Source organism: Streptomyces phaeoluteigriseus (genome assembly GCF_001896135.2).
Taxonomy (GTDB): domain Bacteria; phylum Actinomycetota; class Actinomycetes; order Streptomycetales; family Streptomycetaceae; genus Streptomyces; species Streptomyces phaeoluteigriseus.
The window spans coordinates 227757-245988 of record NZ_MPOH02000002.1 but is presented as its reverse complement, the minus strand read 5'-3'; the positions used below and the strand labels follow the sequence as shown (position 1 = coordinate 245988).

The 18232-nt window shown below is 73.7% G+C and carries 15 protein-coding genes and 3 pseudogenes; 10 read left to right on the top strand and 8 right to left on the bottom strand.

The features are described 5' to 3' along the window. Positions 1–136: 136 nt before the first annotated feature. Positions 137–466: a hypothetical protein gene (locus BM536_RS01690; protein WP_094102424.1), complete on the top strand. Its 330-nt coding sequence runs from the start codon at positions 137–139 to the stop codon at positions 464–466. Between the two features lie 80 nt (positions 467–546). Beyond that, positions 547–825, top strand: a complete 279-nt coding sequence (locus tag BM536_RS01685) for a GlsB/YeaQ/YmgE family stress response membrane protein (RefSeq protein ID WP_073500195.1) — start codon at positions 547–549, stop codon at positions 823–825. A 22-nt stretch (positions 826–847) separates the two neighbouring features. On the opposite strand, the gene BM536_RS01680 is transcribed toward BM536_RS01685, so the two are convergent. Next, a complete protein-coding gene (locus BM536_RS01680) occupies positions 848–1738 on the bottom strand; it encodes a Gfo/Idh/MocA family protein (protein WP_094102407.1) in 891 nt (296 codons plus the stop codon). A gap of 423 nt (positions 1739–2161) precedes the next feature. Here BM536_RS01680 and BM536_RS01675 point away from each other — a divergent pair, with 423 nt between their 5' ends. From BM536_RS01675 to BM536_RS01645, 7 genes and pseudogenes are all read left to right on the top strand, one after another. Continuing rightward, a complete protein-coding gene (locus tag BM536_RS01675; RefSeq protein ID WP_094102406.1) occupies positions 2162–2956 on the top strand; it encodes an ABC transporter ATP-binding protein in 795 nt (264 codons plus the stop codon). Then, a pseudogene (locus BM536_RS01670) lies at positions 2953–3780 on the top strand (ABC transporter ATP-binding protein); the annotation flags it as partial. The gene BM536_RS01675 and the pseudogene BM536_RS01670, both read left to right, overlap by 4 nt. Before the next feature lie 245 nt (positions 3781–4025). Beyond that, positions 4026–4922 (top strand): branched-chain amino acid ABC transporter permease, encoded by an 897-nt coding sequence (locus BM536_RS01665; protein ID WP_094102405.1) that lies wholly within the window; start codon positions 4026–4028, stop codon positions 4920–4922. Next, positions 4915–6054: a branched-chain amino acid ABC transporter permease gene (locus tag BM536_RS01660; RefSeq protein WP_094102404.1), complete on the top strand. Its 1140-nt coding sequence runs from the start codon at positions 4915–4917 to the stop codon at positions 6052–6054. The genes BM536_RS01665 and BM536_RS01660 overlap by 8 nt, the downstream gene beginning before the upstream one ends. Further along, positions 6051–7318, top strand: a pseudogene (locus BM536_RS01655) (ABC transporter substrate-binding protein). The gene BM536_RS01660 and the pseudogene BM536_RS01655 overlap by 4 nt, the downstream one beginning before the upstream one ends. 190 nt (positions 7319–7508) lie before the next feature. Further along, positions 7509–9278 (top strand): ABC transporter ATP-binding protein, encoded by a 1770-nt coding sequence (locus tag BM536_RS01650; protein ID WP_094102403.1) that lies wholly within the window; start codon positions 7509–7511, stop codon positions 9276–9278. Between the two features lie 131 nt (positions 9279–9409). Then, positions 9410–9700: a DUF5133 domain-containing protein gene (locus tag BM536_RS01645; RefSeq protein WP_073497717.1), complete on the top strand. Its 291-nt coding sequence runs from the start codon at positions 9410–9412 to the stop codon at positions 9698–9700. A 28-nt stretch (positions 9701–9728) separates the two neighbouring features. Here BM536_RS01645 and tgmB read toward each other — a convergent pair whose 3' ends face one another. From tgmB to BM536_RS01610, 7 genes and pseudogenes are all read right to left on the bottom strand, one after another. Continuing rightward, positions 9729–10715 (bottom strand): ATP-grasp ribosomal peptide maturase, encoded by a 987-nt coding sequence (gene tgmB / locus BM536_RS01640; RefSeq protein ID WP_094102402.1) that lies wholly within the window; start codon positions 10713–10715, stop codon positions 9729–9731. A gap of 15 nt (positions 10716–10730) precedes the next feature. Further along, the gene (gene tgmA / locus BM536_RS01635; RefSeq protein WP_073497721.1) at positions 10731–10922 is read right to left on the bottom strand and encodes a putative ATP-grasp-modified RiPP; all 192 of its coding nucleotides are present in this window, start codon (positions 10920–10922) and stop codon (positions 10731–10733) included. 246 nt (positions 10923–11168) lie between these two features. After that, the gene (locus tag BM536_RS01630; protein WP_094102401.1) at positions 11169–11450 is read right to left on the bottom strand and encodes a DUF1232 domain-containing protein; all 282 of its coding nucleotides are present in this window, start codon (positions 11448–11450) and stop codon (positions 11169–11171) included. A gap of 581 nt (positions 11451–12031) precedes the next feature. Further along, positions 12032–14126: pseudogene (locus BM536_RS01625) on the bottom strand (xanthine dehydrogenase family protein molybdopterin-binding subunit). Continuing rightward, positions 14126–15121 carry an FAD binding domain-containing protein gene (locus tag BM536_RS01620; protein WP_094102400.1) on the bottom strand — a complete coding sequence of 332 codons (996 nt, stop codon included), beginning with the start codon at positions 15119–15121 and terminating at the stop codon, positions 14126–14128. Before BM536_RS01620 ends, BM536_RS01625 begins: the two are co-directional and overlap by 1 nt. Further along, positions 15118–15678, bottom strand: coding sequence for a (2Fe-2S)-binding protein (locus BM536_RS01615; RefSeq protein WP_073497723.1), 561 nt, complete (start codon positions 15676–15678; stop codon positions 15118–15120). Before BM536_RS01615 ends, BM536_RS01620 begins: the two co-directional genes overlap by 4 nt. A 158-nt stretch (positions 15679–15836) precedes the next feature. Then, entirely contained in the window at positions 15837–16991 is a 1155-nt protein-coding gene (locus BM536_RS01610; RefSeq protein ID WP_079275190.1) for a hypothetical protein, read from the bottom strand. A 238-nt stretch (positions 16992–17229) separates the two neighbouring features. Between BM536_RS01610 and BM536_RS01605 the strand changes: the two genes are divergently transcribed. Continuing rightward, positions 17230–18024, top strand: coding sequence for an SDR family NAD(P)-dependent oxidoreductase (locus BM536_RS01605; protein ID WP_073497725.1), 795 nt, complete (start codon positions 17230–17232; stop codon positions 18022–18024). The last annotated feature ends 208 nt before the right edge of the window (positions 18025–18232 follow it).

The following is an 18232-nucleotide window of genomic DNA, read 5'->3' as shown; positions in this document are numbered from 1 at the left end:
GTGTAAGGGGCGCTGGGGTCCGGGGCGGCGTCGGGGTGCGGAAGGGGGTGCCGCGGTGCGGAAGCCCCCCCGCCCGGCACCCCCGCGGATGACAAGCTGTCCCGCGGTGGGACCGGACGCGGACGGCGGAGGCGTGATGGGGTTCGACGGCGAGATCTGGTACGTGCGGCACGGAGAGGAGCAGGTCGGCGAGATCGTCATCGACGACGCCGACTTCCCGTGGCTGTCGGGCCGCTTCAGCCCCGGCCCGGCGTACGCAGCCGTCGAGCCCCTGTTCTCCCGGGAACTCGCCCTGCTGGAGGGCGACCTCGCCAAGAACTCCGAGGAGTGGGAAACCGTCTACGCCGAGATCGACCGGCGTGTCTCCCTGCATTCGCCCGACGGCCCGGTGGCCGAGTTCCTGCTGCACGTCCGGGGGGACCGGGCCTGGTTCCGGTGGAGCGACGAACCGTTCGAAGAAGGCTGACGCGCCCTTGACAGGTTTGCGTCGCCACTCTCCGCGCATTCGGAAGACGTACACGCTTTCCGACGGAGATGGGAGGAACCGTGGGCATCATCGCCTGGATTCTGATTGGCCTGCTCGCCGGGGCCATTGCCAAGATGCTGCTGCCGGGGAAGGACCCGGGCGGCATCATCATCACCATGCTGATCGGTGTCGTGGGCGGTCTGCTGGGCGGCTGGCTCGGCAAGGTGATCTTCGGGGTGGACTCGATCGACGGCTTCTTCGACCTGTCCACCTGGATCGCCGCCATCGTCGGCTCGCTCATCCTGCTGCTCCTCTACCGGGTCATCAGCGGCAACAAGCGCACCCACCGTCACGCCTGACCAGGCCGCGGCGGGCGTGATCTCAGCCGGCGTCGGAGGCGGCCAGCAGGCCCCCCGCCTCGGCGAGGATCTCGGTGACCCGCAGGCCGAACGCGGCGTCGCAGGGATGCGGCCGCCCGTCACGGGCCGCGGCGCGCAGCGCGTCCGCGGCCCGGCCGAGCGCGCTCGCGGCGTCCGCGGCGCTCTCCGGGAGACGCGCCACACCGGCCTCGCCGCGGACCTCCACGCCCGAACCGGACGCCGCCGACGGGGCCGTGAGGCTGAGCGTCAGCGTGCTGGAGGCGCCGCCGGCGTGGTCCAGGACCAGGTGCACGGTGTCTCCGGGCCCCGCCGCCGCGGCAGCCACCCGGCGGACGTCGCCGAGGACCGGCAGCAGCACGGACAGCGCGTGCGGGCCGACGTCCCACAGGGCGCCCTTCTCCCGCCGCCACGGCGTGGCGAACGGATGGTCCTCGGCGGTGAACACCGACCCCAACCACTGCGCGTGACCCGTGAACCAGCCACCGGCCTCAGCCTGTTCGGCGATCCACGCCTCGGGCTCGGGGAGGAAACGGGTGGTGAAGAAGACCACCGACGCGACCCGCGCCTCCGTCACGGCGCGCACCACGTCGCGCGCCCCCGCCACGGTCGCGGCGAGCGGCTTGTCCAGCAGCAGATGCCGGCCGGCCCCGGCGGCCCGGACCGCGAGGTCCGCCTGCACGTCCGGCGGCACCGCGACCGCCACCGCGTCCACTTCCGCGAGCAGGTCGTCCACGTCGTCGAAGGCGCGGGTGCCGTGACGGTCCGCCAAGTCCTTCGCGGCGACGGGGCGTCTGCCCCACACCCCGACGAACTCGAGACCCTCGTGCGCGGCCAGGACGGGCGCGTGGACCATCTGTGCCCAGGGGCCGGTGCCGAACAGACCGATACGCATGCCGCTGACTCTCCCTGCTTTCCGGTCGGGGTGACGTCGGGCGCCGAGGCGCCCTCCGTGGCGAGCCTCGCACACCAACTGCGGCGAAGTGCACCCCCGGGGGTTCGTTCCGGCTGCTGGAAGCCGAGCCGGTGGAGGCCCAGCGGGTCGAGGCCGAGCCGGTGGAAGCCGACGGGCGGAGGCCGGTCAGCGGGCCCGGGGCTTGGCGCCGGGCTCGTCGGAGGCCGGTCAGCGGGCCCGGGGCGTTGGCGCCGGACTCGTCGGCGTCGGGTCAGGCGGCCGGGGCTCCGCCCGCCCCCCGCACTGGGCCCGCGCAGCGACCCCGCCCAGGTGCCTGTACCGGCCCCTCGGCCCCGTGTTGTGGTGAGCGCCCCCCGTCCCCCGAAGTGCCGTGACCGGCCGGCACGGACCCGAGGAGCCGCGATGCCCGAAGCACCACCGCAGGATCCGCCCGCGCTGCACGTCGAAGGGCTCGACGTCATGTACGGGCGAGCCCTGTCAGCCCTGCGTTCCGTGTCCCTGACCGTTCCGCACGGCGCGGTCGTCGCACTGCTCGGCGCGAACGGCGCCGGCAAGACCACGCTGCTGAGGGCCGTCTCGGGCACCCTGCGCCTGCACCGCGGCACCGTCACCGCCGGCCGTGTCCGCTACGGCGGCACGGACCTAGACGGACGCGACCCGGTCGCCGCGGTCCGCGCCGGAGTCGTCCAGGTCCCCGAGGGCAGACGGGTCTTCGCCGGCCTCACCGTCGAGGAGAACCTGCGCGCCGGCGGCCTCGGCCTCAGCCGACGCGCTCCCGCCCTGGTCCGGGAGTCCCGCGACCGCGTGTACGGCCTGTTCCCCGTCCTCGCCGAACGCAGCGGCCAGGCGGCCGGCCTGCTGTCCGGGGGCGAGCAGCAGATGCTCGCCATCGGCCGCGCCCTGATGGCCGCTCCCCGCCTGCTCCTGCTCGACGAGCCGTCCCTCGGCCTCGCCCCGCGCATGGTGTTCCGCATCGCCGAGGTGATCCGCGAGATCAACGAGCAGGGCACCGCCGTCCTGCTCGTCGAGCAGAACGCCGGCATGGCCCTGTCCCTCGCCGACCACGCGTACGTCCTCGAAGTGGGCGAGATACGGCTCTCGGGCCCGGCCGACGAACTGGCCCGCACGGACGCCGTACGCCGCCTGTACCTCGGTGAGAGCGCCGACGAACCGGCCGGCGACCAGGGGGCCGCGTGAACATCCGCACCACCGGCCGTACGGCCACCGGCCCCACCGCCGGTTCGCAGGCCGCACCCCCGGCGCTCCACGTCCGGGACGTCACCGTCCGCTTCGCCGGTCTCACCGCCCTCGACGCGGTGTCCTTCACCGTCGCCCCGGGCTCGGTGCACGCGCTGATCGGGCCCAACGGCGCGGGCAAGTCCACCTGCTTCAACGTCCTGTCGGGCCTGTGCCGCCCGGCGGCCGGTCAGGTCCTGCTCGGCGACACCGACCTGACGGGCCTCGCCCCGCACCGGATCGCCGCGCTGGGCGTGGCCCGCACCTTCCAGAACATCGTCACGACCGAGGGCACGGTCGCCGACAACCTCATGCTCGGCAGGCACGCCCTGTCCCGCGCCGGCTTCGCCGCCAGCGCCCTGCGGCTGCCGAGCGCCGTACGCGAGCAGCGGGCCCACCTGGAGCGGGTCCGCGAGATCGCCGAACTCACCGGCCTCGGCGCCCACGTCGACACCCCGGTGGCCCTGCTGTCGTACGGCGACCGCAAGCGGGTCGAACTCGCCCGCGCGCTGTGCCTGGAGCCGCGGGTGCTGCTGCTCGACGAGCCGGTGGCCGGCATGAACGGCGTCGAACGCGCCGCCACCGCCGACGTCGTGCGCACGGTGCGCGAGCAACTCGGCCTGTCCGTCGTCCTCGTGGAACACGACATGGGCCTCGTGATGCGCCTCGCCGACGAGGTCACCGTCCTCGACTTCGGCCGCCGGCTCGCCCACGGGACCCCCGACGAGATCCGCCGCCACCCCGAGGTGCTGCGCGCCTACCTGGGGACCGGCGCCCCCGACGAAACCCCGAAGATCCCGGAGGCCGCGGAGACCCCGGAGGCCGCGGCGATCCCGGAGGCCGGGCAGACCCCGCAGACCCCGCAGATCCCGGAGACCGCGGCGATCACTGAAACGACGGAAACCACCAAGGCCACCGAGACCACCAAGGCCACGAAGGCCACCGAGACCACCAAGGCCACCAAGGCCACCAAGGCGACCCCGCCCACCGAAGAGACCGACGTGACCGAACCCCCCGGGGAGAACGCTCCGTGACCACCCTCCTCGACACCCTCCTCAACGGCCTGGCCCTGGGCGCCGTGTACGCCCTCGTCGCCCTCGGCTTCGTCGTCATCTTCAAGGCCTCCGGCGTCCTCAACTTCGCCCACGGCTCGCTGCTCCTGCTCGGCGGCTACCTCGTCGCCGTCCTCCACGACGACCTCGGCTTCGCCGGCGCCCTCGCCGTGGCGGTCCTGGCGACCGCGGCCGTCGCCGGCGCGCTCGACCGGCTGCTGCTGCAACGGGGCGACCCCGACCCCAAGGCCGCCCACGTGCAGACCATCGTCACCATCGGCGTGGACATCGTCCTGGTGACGGACCTGGCCCGGCGCATCGGGGGCGATCTCCTCACCCTCGGCGACCCGTGGGGCGACGCGGTGACCGGCCTCGGCCCGGTGACCGTCGCCGACAGCCGGCTCGCCGCGATCGCCGTCTCCACCGTCGTCATCGCCGGGGTCTTCGCCCTCTTCCGGTTCACGCCCTGGGGCCTGTCCCTGCGCGCGGCGGCCGAGGACGTGGAGGCCGCGGCCCTGATGGGCGTCCGGCTGAGCCGGGTGCGCATGCTCGCCTGGTGCCTGGCCGGTGCGCTCGCCGCGCTCGCCGCCGTGTTCCTCGCCGCGTTCCCGGCGCCGGGCCTGGAGCGCACCACCGGCCAGATCGCCCTGAAGGCGTTCCCCGCCGCCATCCTCGGCGGCATGGCCTCACCGCCCGGCGCCCTCGCGGGCAGCCTGCTGATCGGCCTGACCGAGGCCCTCGTGGCGGGTTACCAGTCCGAACTGCACGTCCTCGGCGAAGGGTTCGGCGATGTCGCGCCGTACGCCGTGATGGTGGTCGTCCTGCTGGTGCGGCCCACCGGTCTGTTCGGCGCGAAGGGAGCGGTCCGTGTCTGAACTCGTCCCGAAGTGGGGCAAGTTGCTGCTGCCCGCCCTTCTCCTGTGCGCCCTGCCCTTCTACCTCGACGCCTTCTGGCTGCGCATCGGCCTGTTCTCGATCGCCGCCGCCATCGGCGCCGTCGGCCTCGGCCTGCTCAGCGGTACCGCGGGTCAGCTCTCCCTCGGCCACGCCTTCTTCCTCGCGGTGGGGGCCTACGGCTACACCTGGCTGGCCGGTGACCCCGGTCCGGGCCTGCCCCCGGCGCTGGCCGCCGTCCTGGCCGTGCTGCTGGCGGGCGCGGCGGGCGGGCTGTTCAGCCCCGTCGCCGGACGCGTCCGCGGCATCTACCTGGGCAACGCCACCCTCGCGCTGGTCTTCCTCGGCCATCACCTCCTGCTGACCGCCGACTCCGTCACCGGCGGCTTCAACGGCCGCTCGGTGCCGCCGCTCACCATCGGCGGGTTCGGCTTCACCGCCGACGATCCCGAACTCACCGTGTTCGGAGTGCCGTTCGGCGCCGAGGAACGCCTCTGGTACCTCGGCCTCGCCCTGTTCGCGTTCACCTGGTTCACCGCGCGCGGCCTGCTGCGCGGCCGCCCCGGCCGGGCCCTCTCGGCCGTCCGCGACAGCGAGACCGCGGCGGCCGTGATGGGCGTGAACGTCGCCCGCTACCGCTCGGCCGCCTTCGTCGTGTCGTCGATGTACGCCGGCCTGGCCGGGGTCCTGCTGGCCCTGTCCTTCCGCCGGGTCGTGCCCGACTACTTCGGGCTGGCCCTCTCCGTCGACTACCTCGCCATGATCGTCATAGGTGGCCTCGGCTCGGTCGCCGGAGCCACCGCGGGAGCCTTCTTCGTCACCGCGCTGCCCCTGCTGATGACGCGGTACGCCGACCAGCTCCCGCTGGTCGCCGCCCCGGGCACCGGAGGCGAGGGCGCCATCGGCCCGACCGAGGCCGCCCGCTACCTCTACGGCGCGGTGATCGTCGTCGTCCTCCTGTACGCCCCCGACGGACTGCACGGCATGTCCCGCCGCGTCCGCGCCCGCCTGCGGTCCGCCCGGTCACCCGACCGGCCGTCGTCCGCACCCCCGCCACCCACCACGGACGTCCCGCCCGCCACACCCGCACGAGCCAAGGAGCACACCCCGTGAACACCAAGCACCGCACCCGCGGCACCGCCGTCACCGCGGCACTGGCTGCCCTGCTGATCGCGGCCACCGGCTGCAGCTCCAAAGCGGACGGCGGCAGCACCTCCGACGGCGCCGACGGCGTCAAGTCCGGCCCCGGAGTGACCGACAAGACCATCAAGCTGGGCGCCCTCACCGACCTGACGGGCCCCTACGCCACCCTCGGCAAGTCCATCGTGCAGGCCCAGCAGATGTGGGCCGACGAGACCAACGCCAAGGGCGGCATCTGCGGCCGCAAGGTCGAGATCGTCGTCAAGGACCACGGCTACGACGTCCAGAAGGCCGTCACCGCCTACGCCGACATCTCCCCGGACGTCGTCGCCCTGCCCCAGGTCATCGGCTCCCCGGTGGTCGCGGCACTCCTCGACGACATCGAGCGCGACCACCTCCTCACCTACCCCCAGGCCTGGGCCGCCTCCCTGCTCGGCAAGACTCCGTCCAGGTCATGGCCACCACCTACGACCTCGACATGATCGCCGCCGTCGACTTCCTCACCCGCACCAAGGGCCTGGCCAAGGGCGACACCATCGGACACGTCTACTTCGAGGGCGACTACGGCGCCAACGCCCTCCAGGGCTCCACCTGGGCGGCGGAGAAGGCCGGCCTGAAGATCGCCGGCCAGAAGATCAAGGCGACGGACACCGACCTCTCCGCCCAGGTGACGGCGCTGAAGAAGGACGGGGTGAAGGCGATCCTGGTCAGCGCCGGGCCCGCCCAGACGGCGTCCCTGGTGGGCGTCGCCGCCTCCCGGGGGCTGCGTGTCCCCGTCGTCAGCAGCGCCCCGGGCTTCGCCCCGCAGCTGATGAAGACGCCGGCCGCGCCGGCCCTGACAGCCATGCTGAACATCGTCAGCGGCGCCCCGGCCGTCAGCTCCGACATCCCCGGCGTCAAGGCCATGGTCGCCGCCTACACCAAGAAGTACCCGGCCTCCCCGGTCGACTCCGGGGCGCTGTCCGGCTACAGCGCCGTCCAGCTCCTGGGCGCCGACCTGAAGAAGGCCTGTGAGGCCGGCAGCCTCGCCCGCGAGGACGTGGTGAAGGCGCACCGCTCGCAGAAGAACGTCGACACCGGCCTCGGCAGCCCGCAGAACTTCTCCGAAGTCGGCCGGCCCGCCGCGCTGTCGACGTACGTGCTCAAGCCGGACGCGAAGGCGGCCGGCGGTGTGGTGGGCGTCGAGGACGCGCACCAGGCGCCGGGAGTGGAGGAGTACCTGACGTCGAAGTCCTGATCCGGGCCCGCATTCAGCGGTCCCGCTGCTGAATGCGTTCGCTTTCTTCCATTGGACCTCCGAGGCCCGCCGGGGCCAGGCTGGGACGCGTCCGGTGCACCGAGATCACCTTCCGGTGCACCGGACTTCGCCATGTCCCGACTTCCGCGAGAAGTCACGAGCCGTGCTCACCCGGGGAGGACCTCCGCCGATGGCGTCGTCGCTCGACAGACCCCTCGACCACCGCTACCGCGACGAACACCCGATCCGCACACTCGCCTACCTCTTCCGCGCCGACCGGCGCCGCCTGGCCGGCGCGGTCGTCGTCTTCACGGTCAAGCACAGCCCCATCTGGCTGCTGCCGCTCATCACCGCGTCCATCATCGACACCGTCGTCGAACACCGGCCCATCTCCCACCTGTGGACCAGCACCGGCGTCATCCTCTTCATCCTGATCGTCAACTACCCCCTCCACCTGCTCTACGTCCGCCTCCTGTACGGCAGCGTCCGACGCATGGGCACCAGCCTGCGCTCCGCCCTGTGCACGCGCATGCAGCAACTGTCCATCGGCTACCACTCACGGGTCAGCGCCGGTGTGCTCCAGGCCAAGGTCGTCCGCGACGTCGAGGCCGTCGAGCAGATGGTGCAGCAGACCGCGGAGAACGGGCTCGGCGCGACCACCGTGCTCATCGGCGGCCTCGTCATCATCGCCGTACGCACCCCGGAGTTCGTGCCCGTCTTCCTGGTCGTGGTGCCCGCCGCCGCGTTCGTCGTGGCCCGGCTGCGCTCCCGGCTGCGGGCCCACAACGAGGACTTCCGGCACGAGGTGGAGACGCTCTCCTCACGGGTCACGGAGATGACCCGGCTGATCCCCGTCACCCGCGCCCACGGCCTGGAGGGGAAGGCGCTCACCCGCATGGACGGCACCCTGCGCCGCCTGCTGACCTCCGGGATGCGCCTCGACCTGGTCAACGGCCGCTTCGGGTCGATCGCGTGGGTGGTGCTCAACGTGGTGGGCGTGCTGGTCCTCGCGGGCGCGGCCCTCGTGTCGTACTACGAGGTCTGGGGCGTCACCCCCGGTGACGTCGTCATGCTCAGCGCCTTCCTGACCACCCTCACCAACTCCACGACCACCCTGACCGGCCTGGCGCCGGTCATCACCAAGGGGCTGGAGTCGGTCCGCTCGGTCGGCGAGGTCCTCCAGGCCCCCGAACTGGAGGACAACGAGGGCAAGGCCGAACTCGCCTCGCTGGACGGCGCGGTGACCTTCGAGGGCGTCGGACACGCCTACGACGCCGACCGGCCGGCGGTACGCGACTTCACCCTGTCCGTGGCGCCGGGCGAGACCGTCGCCCTGGTCGGCGCCTCCGGCGCGGGCAAGTCGACCGTGCTCAACCTCGTCATCGGCTTCATCCGGCCGACCTCGGGCCGCCTGCTGCTCGACGGCACCGACATGAACACCCTCGACCTGCGCACCTACCGGCGGTTCGTCTCGGTGGTCCCGCAGGAGTCGATCCTCTTCGACGGCACCGTCCGCGAGAACGTCGCCTACGGCATGGAGGACGAGGCCGACGAGGAGGCGGTCCGCGCCGCCCTGCGCGACGCCAACGCCACCGAGTTCGTCGACCGGCTGCCCCAGGGACTCGACACCCTCGTCGGCGAGCGCGGAGCCCGCCTGTCGGGCGGGCAGAAGCAGCGGCTGGCGATCGCCCGCGCGCTGATCAGGGACCCCAAGGTGCTGATCCTGGACGAGGCGACCTCCGCGCTCGACACCCGCTCGGAGGCGCTGGTCCAGCAGGCCCTCGCCCGCCTGCTGCACGGACGGACCACCTTCGTGGTGGCGCACCGACTGTCCACGGTGCGCGGCGCCGACCGGATCGTGGTGATGGGGGAGGGGCGGATCCTGGAGACCGGCACGCACGAGGAACTCCTGCGCCGGGGCGGGGCGTACACGGCCCTGCACAGCGGCCAGGCGGCCTGACGCCACCAGGATCGGGGTGGGGGCCAAGTGGCGAAAACCATACCCCCGGAGGGTGACACGCGCCCCACTCGTGCATGAATCGCCCGGGTCCGGGCACACGCAGCCCACCACACCTGGAGAAAGGGGCGCTCGTGATCGTTCCGGACCCGAAGACCGTCAGGACGCTGCTCACCCGCTACGCGTCGCTGCGGATCGCTCAGGCCGAGCGGGAGACACCGCGCACGGCCCGCGAGTTGGAGGACGTCACCTACACGCTGTGCGTCCTCATGGCCACGTCCGACGTCCGTGAGGCGGTCGCCGCGGCGGACGCCCTGCTCGCCGCCGAGGTACGGCCGCCGACGGCCCGGGTGCCGAAGCAGGACAAGGACGCGGCCAGGGACGGCGAGCGGGAGGGCGAGAGCGGACTGTCCCTGGCGGTCTGACGACGTCGGGAGCGTGCCCCGGCCCGGCTCACGGCACCGCCGAACCGCAGCGGTCCGCGCGCCGGGCCTCCTGCTGGGCGGGAGGCCCGGCCAGCCACTCCGCGATCGTGCGGGCGATCGGCTGGCCGGTGTCGACCTCGACGAAGCCGAACTGGCCCGACTGGTTGCACTCCAGGAACCACCACGTCCCGTCGGCGTCCTCCGCGAAGTCGAAGGCGCCGTACGCCAGTTCGGCCTCGCGCAGATAGGTGCGCACGGACTCGGCCAGGCGCGGCGGGACGTCGACCGGGCACCACGGCACGGTGGACGGTGTGAAGCGCACGTCCACCACGTCCGGGTCGCCGTCGGCGCACGCGGCCTTGCGGGCGGCCAGCAGCCGGTCGCCCACCGCGGTCAACCGGATGTCGGCCCGCTTGGCGACCCGCCGTTGCAGCAGCGTCGGGCCGTAGGCGACGGCGGTGAAGTCGGCGCCGGGCGGGACCCGGGTGGTGGGCACCGCCCGGGGCGGGTCCTGCGGATGCGCCCCGGACACCGGCTTGACCACGAGGTCGGGATAGCGCTCCGCGAAGTCCCGCGCCGCCTGTGGGAACGTCGTGATGAGCGTGGCCGGCACGGGCAGCCCGCTGCGCTGGGCCAGCCGCAGCTGCCAGGGCTTGTGCCGGGCCCGCCGGGCCGCGTCCGGATGGTTCATCCAGCGCGCCTCGCTGCCGCGGAGCATCCCGTACAGCGCCTGCGAGGCCTCCTCCGTGAGCCACGCGGACGGTTCGGGGGCGCGGGCCGCCGCGGCGCCGGGCCGGCGGACCCACACCGAGCGCAGCGAGTCGAGGCTCACCAGCCGTCCCGCGGACGACAGATGACCCCGGAAGGCACCGTGCACGTACTCCCCGGAGAGCGCGACGGAACCGGTCAGGTCGGCGGGATCGAGCCGAACGACGGGAACGCCGGTGGCGTTCAGGTGCACGACCACCATGTCCGCCGTGACGTCCTCTTCGGTGGTCAGGATGAGCACGGTCATCTCGGCCGCCCGCGCTCAGTCGTCGAAGTGCGTCTTGGAGCCCGCTGTGGAGGTCGTCGTCCCCAGCTCTCTCAACAGGGCGTGGTCGCGGGCCGCGATCCGGCCGTCGAGGAGCACGTTCAACTGCAGTCCTGGGTCGTAGGCGTACGGAGTGGCGTACTCCAACTCCGCCGCCGGGCGTGCGTAGTCGAGCGCGAACGGTTGCATCGTCTCTCCCTCGTCGGTACTGCGTCGATCAAGCGGTGCCGCCGTGCGACGTCACTCGGGCCCGCTGCTGTGGTGCGAACTCGTGGTGCGAACTTCGGTGCGGTGGTGCGACCTTCAGTCACTTATACGAATCGAACGGGTGGTTGGTTTCCTTACTCTCCGTGATCATCGCCGGGTCGGGCCGGGCACAGGGAGCTGAGCAGGGGTGATGAGCCCTGCGAGGGCGGAAAACGTGTTGCCGGAAGGTCAGTTGGCGAGGTCCGCGCGGTCGGGGGCACGGCGCAGCGAGCGCAGGGCGAGGAGCAGGACACCGATGTCGTCGAGATAGACCGGGTCGGGCAGCAGGTCGGCCGGGAGGACGAAGTAGGCGACGGCGCCCCAGAACACCCAGCGGGGGCCGGTCGGCAGGCCCGCCTGCCGCAGGCCGCGCCGGGCCCGGACCAGCCGCACCATGACGGTGGCGGCCACGGCGAACAGCGCCACCGCCACTACCACGGCGACGGTGACGAGCGTGGTGGTCGCGTCCACGGGCCCTCCCTGTGCGCGGTCCGTCGCGCGGTGTCCGGTGCTTCCCCGACTGTCGGATTCCCCGTTCTCGACTGCCGAATGCCCCGTCCGGGGCGGGAGAATCGCGCCGATCGGGTGCCGGGGCCCGGCCGGGCCCCGGCACCCGGGCCGTCAGGGCCCGGTCACACGGTTGACCCGTCCGTGTGGCGGGGGCTTCGGGGAGCCGTAGCAATGATGTGCGACACGTGGCGTGTCGCGTCTCGGGGGCAGGTGGCGACCGCAACCTGCAGAGAAGGCCAAGCATGAGCACCCGCTCCACGCGGCCCGGTTCGGACCGTGCCGTCACTCCCCTCCCCACCACCACCGGCGCGGACAGCGCCTCCGTACCGGGTCACGACTCGTCGTCCCCGGCCGGCAGGACCCCGCGCCGCCCACCCCGCCCCCGTCGACGGCTCCTCGCACACCGCCGCGGCCCATCGGGGTCGCTGGAGGAGTCGTCCGCCTCGTCACCCCGCTCGAAGACCGCGGTACTGCCCGCCCGGGACCGACCCGGCCCGATCACCCGCCCCGCCCACGCACAGGTGGGCGGGGCGGGCGTCGGCTCAGTGGGCGGGACGGAGCAACGCGGTGAGCACCCGGTCCGGAGTGAGCGGGAGTTCACGGAAGCGCACGCCGGTGGCGTGGTGGACCGCGTTGCCCACCGCGGCGGCCGTGCCGACGATGCCGATCTCGCCGATGCCCTTGCTGCCCATGGGGTTGAGGTGCGGATCGTCCTCCTCGACCCAGTGCGCCTCCACGTCCGGCACGTCGGCGTGCGCGGGTACGTGGTACGACGCCAGGTCGGACTCCGCGAAATCGCCGAACGCGGCGTCCAGGGTGCTGCCCTCGGTGAGCGCCATGCCCAGCCCCATGGTCATCCCGCCGACGAACTGGGAGCGGGCGGTACGGGCGTTGAGGATGCGCCCCGCCGCGTAGACCCCGAGCAGTCGGCGCACCCGCACCTCGCCGTCACCGTGTCCACGGCGACCTCCGCGAAGTGCGCCCCGAACGCGTGCCGGGAGTAGGGGGAGTCGGTGTCGGCGGTGTCGGCGTGCTCGACCAGGCCGTGCGCGGGCACCGGCCCCGGGAACCCGGCCAGCCGTTCCGCGAGCCGGACGCACGCCTCGTGCACCGGCCGGCCCCAGGACGCCGTACCGGAAGAGCCGCCGGCCACCGGGGCGGACGGCAGGTCGCTGCTGCCCAGCCGCACCCGGACCCTCTCCAGGGGGACGTCCAGGGCGTCCGCCGCGATCTGCGCGAGGACGGTACGGGCGCCGGTGCCGATGTCCGTGGCGTTGACCTCGACGAGGAAACTCCCGTCGGGCAGGACGCGGGCCGCCGCGGCGGAGGGGAGCATCATCACCGGGTAGGTGGCCGCGGCCACGCCCGTCCCGGTCAGCAGCGGGCCGTCCGGGTGGGAGCGCGGGCGCGGATCGCGCCGTTCCCACCCGAACCGGCGGGCTCCCTCGCGCAGGCACTCGACGAGGTGGCGGCTGCTGAACGGCCTGCCGCTGTCCGGTTCCGACTCCGGCTCGTTGCGGACCCGCAGTTCGACAGGGTCCATGCCCAGTTCCACGGCGAGTTCGTCCATGGCCGACTCCAGGGCGTACATGCCCGGCGCCTCGCCGGCGCGCGCATCCAGGAGGGGCTCGGCACATCGAGGGGCACCACGCGGTGGGCCGTACGGCTGTGCGGGGCGGCGTACATGACGCGGGCCGGTACCGCCGCCTGCTCCACGAACTCCTTCACCCGCGACGTGTGGGTGGTGACCTCGTGCTCCAGGCAGGTCAGCCGGCCGTCGGCGTCCGCGCCGAGGCGCAGCCGGTGCAGGGTGGGCGCCCGGTGCCCGACGACCGAGGGCATGAAGCGGCGCGGCAGGACGACCGTGACCGGCCGCCCGGTGTGCCGCAGCGCGGCCATCGTCGCGAGCACCACGTCCGGCCGGGGCGTGCCCTTGGAGCCGAAGCCGCCGCCGACGTGCTCGGCGACGACGGTGATCCGCTCCTGCTCCAGCCCGAACAGCCCCGCGAGCACGTCCCGTACCGTCGTGGTGCCCTGGCTGGAGGTGTGCACCGTCAGGTGCTCCCCGTCCCAGCGGGCGGTGCTGGCATGCGGCTCCATGGGGTGGTTGTGCAGTGGCGGCACCCGGTAGCCGACCTCGACCCGGACGGGCGCGGACGCGAACGCCCCCCGTGCGTCGCCGCGTTCACGGACGGCCGGATGCCCGCCGTTGGCCTCCTCGGGCACATAGGCATCCGGATGGTCGGCGGACAGCGTGACGTCGTACGGCTCCGCCGAGCAGTCGACGTGTACGGCGGCGGCGCCGGCCCGCGCGGCCTCTGCGCTGTCGGCCACCACCAGGGCGACGAACCAGCCCCGGTGCGGCACCCGCTCGTTCTGCAGGAGGGCGAGGGTCGCGTCGTCCGGTTCGGCGAGCCGCGGCGCGTTCTCGTGGGTGAGCACGGACACGACGCCGGGCAGGCCGAGCGCGGCCGACGCGTCCACGCCCGTGACCCGGCCGCGCGCGACCGCGGCGGGCACCGGACGGGCGAACAGCCGCCCGGGGAAGGGGAACTCGGCGGCGTACCGGGCGGTCCCGGTGACCTTCTCGCGCCCTTCCCGGCGCTCGACGGGAGCGCCCGTGGCAGGGGACCTCATCACGCTTCCTCCCCGTCCCGCGCGAGCCGCCCGAGGACGTCGACGGCGAGGCCCCGCGCGAGGGGCACCTTGTAGGCGTTGTCGCGCAGTGGCCTGGCCTGCTCCAGTTCGATGTCGACGGCCCGCTCGAACGCCGACTCGGTCGGCGCGACCCCCAGGAGCGCCTCCTCGGCCCGCCGGGCCCGCCAGGGCCGGTGCGCCAGCCCGCCGAACGCGATCCCGGCGTGCGCCACCACCCCGTCCGACACCTTCAACACCGCGGCGACGGAGGCCAGCGCGAAGGCGTACGAGGCCCGGTCGCGGGCCTTGCGGTACGCGGACGGCATCCCGGCCGTGGCGGCCGGCAGCAGGACGGCGGTCACCAGCTCACCCGGCTCGACCACCGTGTCCCGCTCCGGGTGGTCCCCGGGCAGCCGGTGGAACTCCGCGGCGGGCACCCGCCGTACGCCCGCGAGGCCGTACAGCTCGACCTGCGCGTCCAGCGCGGCCAGGGCGACCGCCATGTCCGACGGGTGGGTGGCGACGCAGTGCTCGGAGTGGCCGAGCACCGCGTGGTCGCGGTGCACCCCGGCCAGGGCGCCGCAGCCGCTGCCGGGCTCCCGCTTGTTGCACGGCTTGGACACGTCCTGGAAGTACGGGCAGCGGGTGCGCTGGAGCAGGTTCCCGCCGGTCGTCGCGGCGTTGCGCAACTGACCGGAGGCACCGGCGAGCAGCGCCTGCGAGAGGGCGGGACAGCGCTCGCGGACCCGCGGATGCGCCGCGAGGTCGCTGTTGCGCACCAGCGCCCCGACCCGCAGCGAACCGTCCGGCAGCTCCGTCACCCCGTCCATGGGCAGCCGTGTGACGTCGATGAGGGCGGTCGGCTCCTCCACGCCGAGTTTCATCAGGTCGACGAGGTTGGTGCCGCCGCCCAGATAGCGGGCGCCGGGGTGAGAGGCGTAGGCGTCGGCCGCCTCGGCGAGGCTGCCGGCCCGTACGTAGGCGAAGGGTTTCACCGGATCACGTCCTCGACCGCGTCGACGATGCGGGGATACGCCCCGCACCGGCACAGGTTGCCGCTGAGCCGCTCGCGGATCTCCTCCCGGCCGAGGGGCACCGGCCCGGGGACCGCCCGCACGTCGGTGACGTGCGAGGGGTGGCCGGCCTCCGCCTCGGCGATGGCGCCGACCGCGGAGCAGATCTGGCCCGGGGTGCAGTAGCCGCACTGGAAGGCGTCGCGTTCCAGGAAGGCCCGCTGGAGCGGGTGGGGCTCCTCGCCGTCCCCCGACAGCCCTTCGACGGTGGTGACGTCGCAGCCGTCGGCGGCGACCGCGAGCAGCAGACAGCTGTTGATCCGCCGCCCGTCGACCAGGACCGTGCAGGCGCCGCACTGCCCGTGGTCACAGCCCTTCTTCGCGCCGGTCAGGTCCAGGTCCTCGCGCAGGAGGTCGAGCAGCACCCGCCGGTGGTCCACGGCCAGGGTGTGCGGTTTGCCGTTGACCCGCAGGGTCGTCTCGGAGCGGTGGGAAGGTGGTGCGCCGGCGCCGTGCGCGGGTTCGTGCTCGCTGCCCATGTCGTGGATCCCTTCGGCAGATCCGTCGTGCCGTGGGGACCGCGTATCCAGCGGGCGGCACTCGACACGTCGGGAGCCGGGAGGAATCGGGTGGTGCGGGTGTGCCCCGTCACCCGTCACCCGTCACCCGTCACCCGTCACCCGTCACCCGTCACCCGTCACCCGTTGGCGATCTTGCCGTCCTCGCCGTCAGCGTTCCGGCCGTCGTGGGTGTCGCGCTCCCGCAGGCCCTTCGCCGTCTCGCGCAGGCGCTCCAGGGTCCGGCCCAGCTGCTGGAACGGCGAGCCGACCGGCTTGGCGGGAGGCTGGGGGCGCCCGCCCGACTCGGCGGCGGCCTCCCGGTAGGCGGTCAGCGCCTCGTGGGCCTGCTCGGCGGCCTCCCGGTACAGGTCCCGGGACTCCGTCATCGCCTCCAGAGCCTCCCGGTACATGGCCGCGAGCCGGCGCTCACGGGCCAGTTCCTCCTCCAGCGTGAGCAGCCGCCAGTCCTCCCGCAGCGCGGTCAGCGCGGCCTCGCCGCCGTCCGGCAGCGGCCTGGGCAGGGCGGCGAACCGGGTCACCGCGTCCAGCAACTCGGTGGGGTGCGTGCCGTCCAGGAACACACTGCGCACCGAGAAGTCGGCGGCCTCGTACCCGGCCGGGGCCGGTGACCCCGGCAGCACCACCGCCCCGCCGCGGGGCAGCTCCACGTCGAACTCGCGCAGCGCCCAGTTCGCGGTGCGCAGCTGGTGCGGTGCCGCCCGGTGCTCCACGACCCGGTGGTGCAGTCCGGCGGGCAGCAACGGGATCAGGGAGCGGCGGCCCCGCTCGTCGGGCGTCATGGCCTCGTGCACCACCACGTCGATGGTCCAGGTGTCCCGCTGGGCGCCGCGCAGCACCCGCCGCAGCTCCTTGTCGTCCGCCGGGAGCGGACTGACGTCGAGGTAGCGCCCGCCGGTGACCGTCTCGTGGCCCCACAGGCCGTCCGCGTCCCAGGGCCAGAACATGGCGGCCGGTGAGGGCCATCGCGGGTCCCACGGCCGCTCCGCCTCCGCGACCAGCGTCCACTCCTGACCGGACCCGGACCACTCGCCGAGCGTCAGCCGGGCCCGCACGGTGACGTCCTCGGGCGCCTGCCAGCGGGCTTCGAAGACCAGTTCGCCCTCGGCGGTGTCGACGTCGGGGAGCTCCAGGAAGTCGTGGAGCGTCCCGTTCTCCTTGAGCGACCGGAGGTTCTTGCGCAGGACGTCCGGCGCGGCGGGCCCGGTGTGGCGGCCGCGGGTCAGCCACACCGTGGAGGGTGTCGGGGCCGGGACGGTCGGGGAGGTGAGCATGAGTCCCTTCGTGAGGAGCGGGGCGACGGGGCACTGTCAGTATCGCCGTCGCGGCGGGTGGATGATCGCGCGGGGTCGGCGCATATCAGGTCGTGGTGCGCATTCCCGCCCGCGGTGTGCGCCACGCGCGAAACGGGGCACCTGACCGGCGGCCCTCGCACCGCGCCCGCCCGCCGGGTGGGCGAGGGTGGGCGGGAGAGCACCCCGGCCGACCGACGGTACGCAGGAGGACGAACCGATGAAACTGGATCTCACAGGACGGACGGCGCTGGTCACGGGCTCCTCCCAGGGCATCGGCGCGGCGATCGCCGCCGGCCTGGCCCGCGCCGGAGCCACCGTGGGCGTCAACGGACGCGACGCCGGACGCCTCGACCGGAGCGTCGGGGAACTGCGGCGGGCGGTGCCGGACGGCCGGTTCGTGGCGGTCGCCGCCGACGTGGGCACCGAGGAGGGCGCCGCCCGCGCGGTCGACGCCCTGCCCGACACCGACATCCTCGTCAACAATCTCGGCATCTTCGGCGCCCGGCCCGCCCTGGAGATCACCGACGACGAGTGGCGCCGCTACTTCGAGATCAACGTCCTCGCGGCGGTCCGGCTCACGCGCGCGTACCTGCCGAGGATGACCGCGCGCGGCTGGGGCCGCGTCGTGAACATCGCGAGCGACTCCGCCGTGGTGATCCCGGCCGAGATGATCCACTACGGCATGACGAAGACCGCGCTGCTGGCCGTCGGCCGCGGCTTCGCCAAGGAGGCGGCCGGCACCGGCGTCACCGTCAACTCGGTCATCGCCGGGCCCACCCACACGGAGGGCGTCGAGGAGTTCGTACGGCAACTGGTCGGTACCGAGCTGCCCTGGGACGAGGCCCAGCGCGCCTTCATGCGCGAGCACCGGCCCCAGTCCCTGCTGCACCGGCTCATCGAACCGGAGGAGATCGCCAACCTCGTCGTCTACCTCAGTTCACCGCTCGCCTCCGCGACGACGGGCGGCGCGCTGCGCGTGGACGGCGGGTACGTCGACTCGGTGCTGCCGTGAGCCGCGATGCCGCCGTGAGCCGCGGCGCTGCCGTGCCGTCGTGGTGGCCGCCGTGCCCCGCGCGCGGCCCGCACATGGGGTGTGCGGCGTTCACCACCGGACGCGGGCGCGCACCCGTGGTCCCGGCCGCCGCGGGCCCCGACAATCGTCCCGGCGGACAGGGCTCGCCCACCATCCGCGTCGGGGCGGGCCCTGTTCCCGTGCCCGC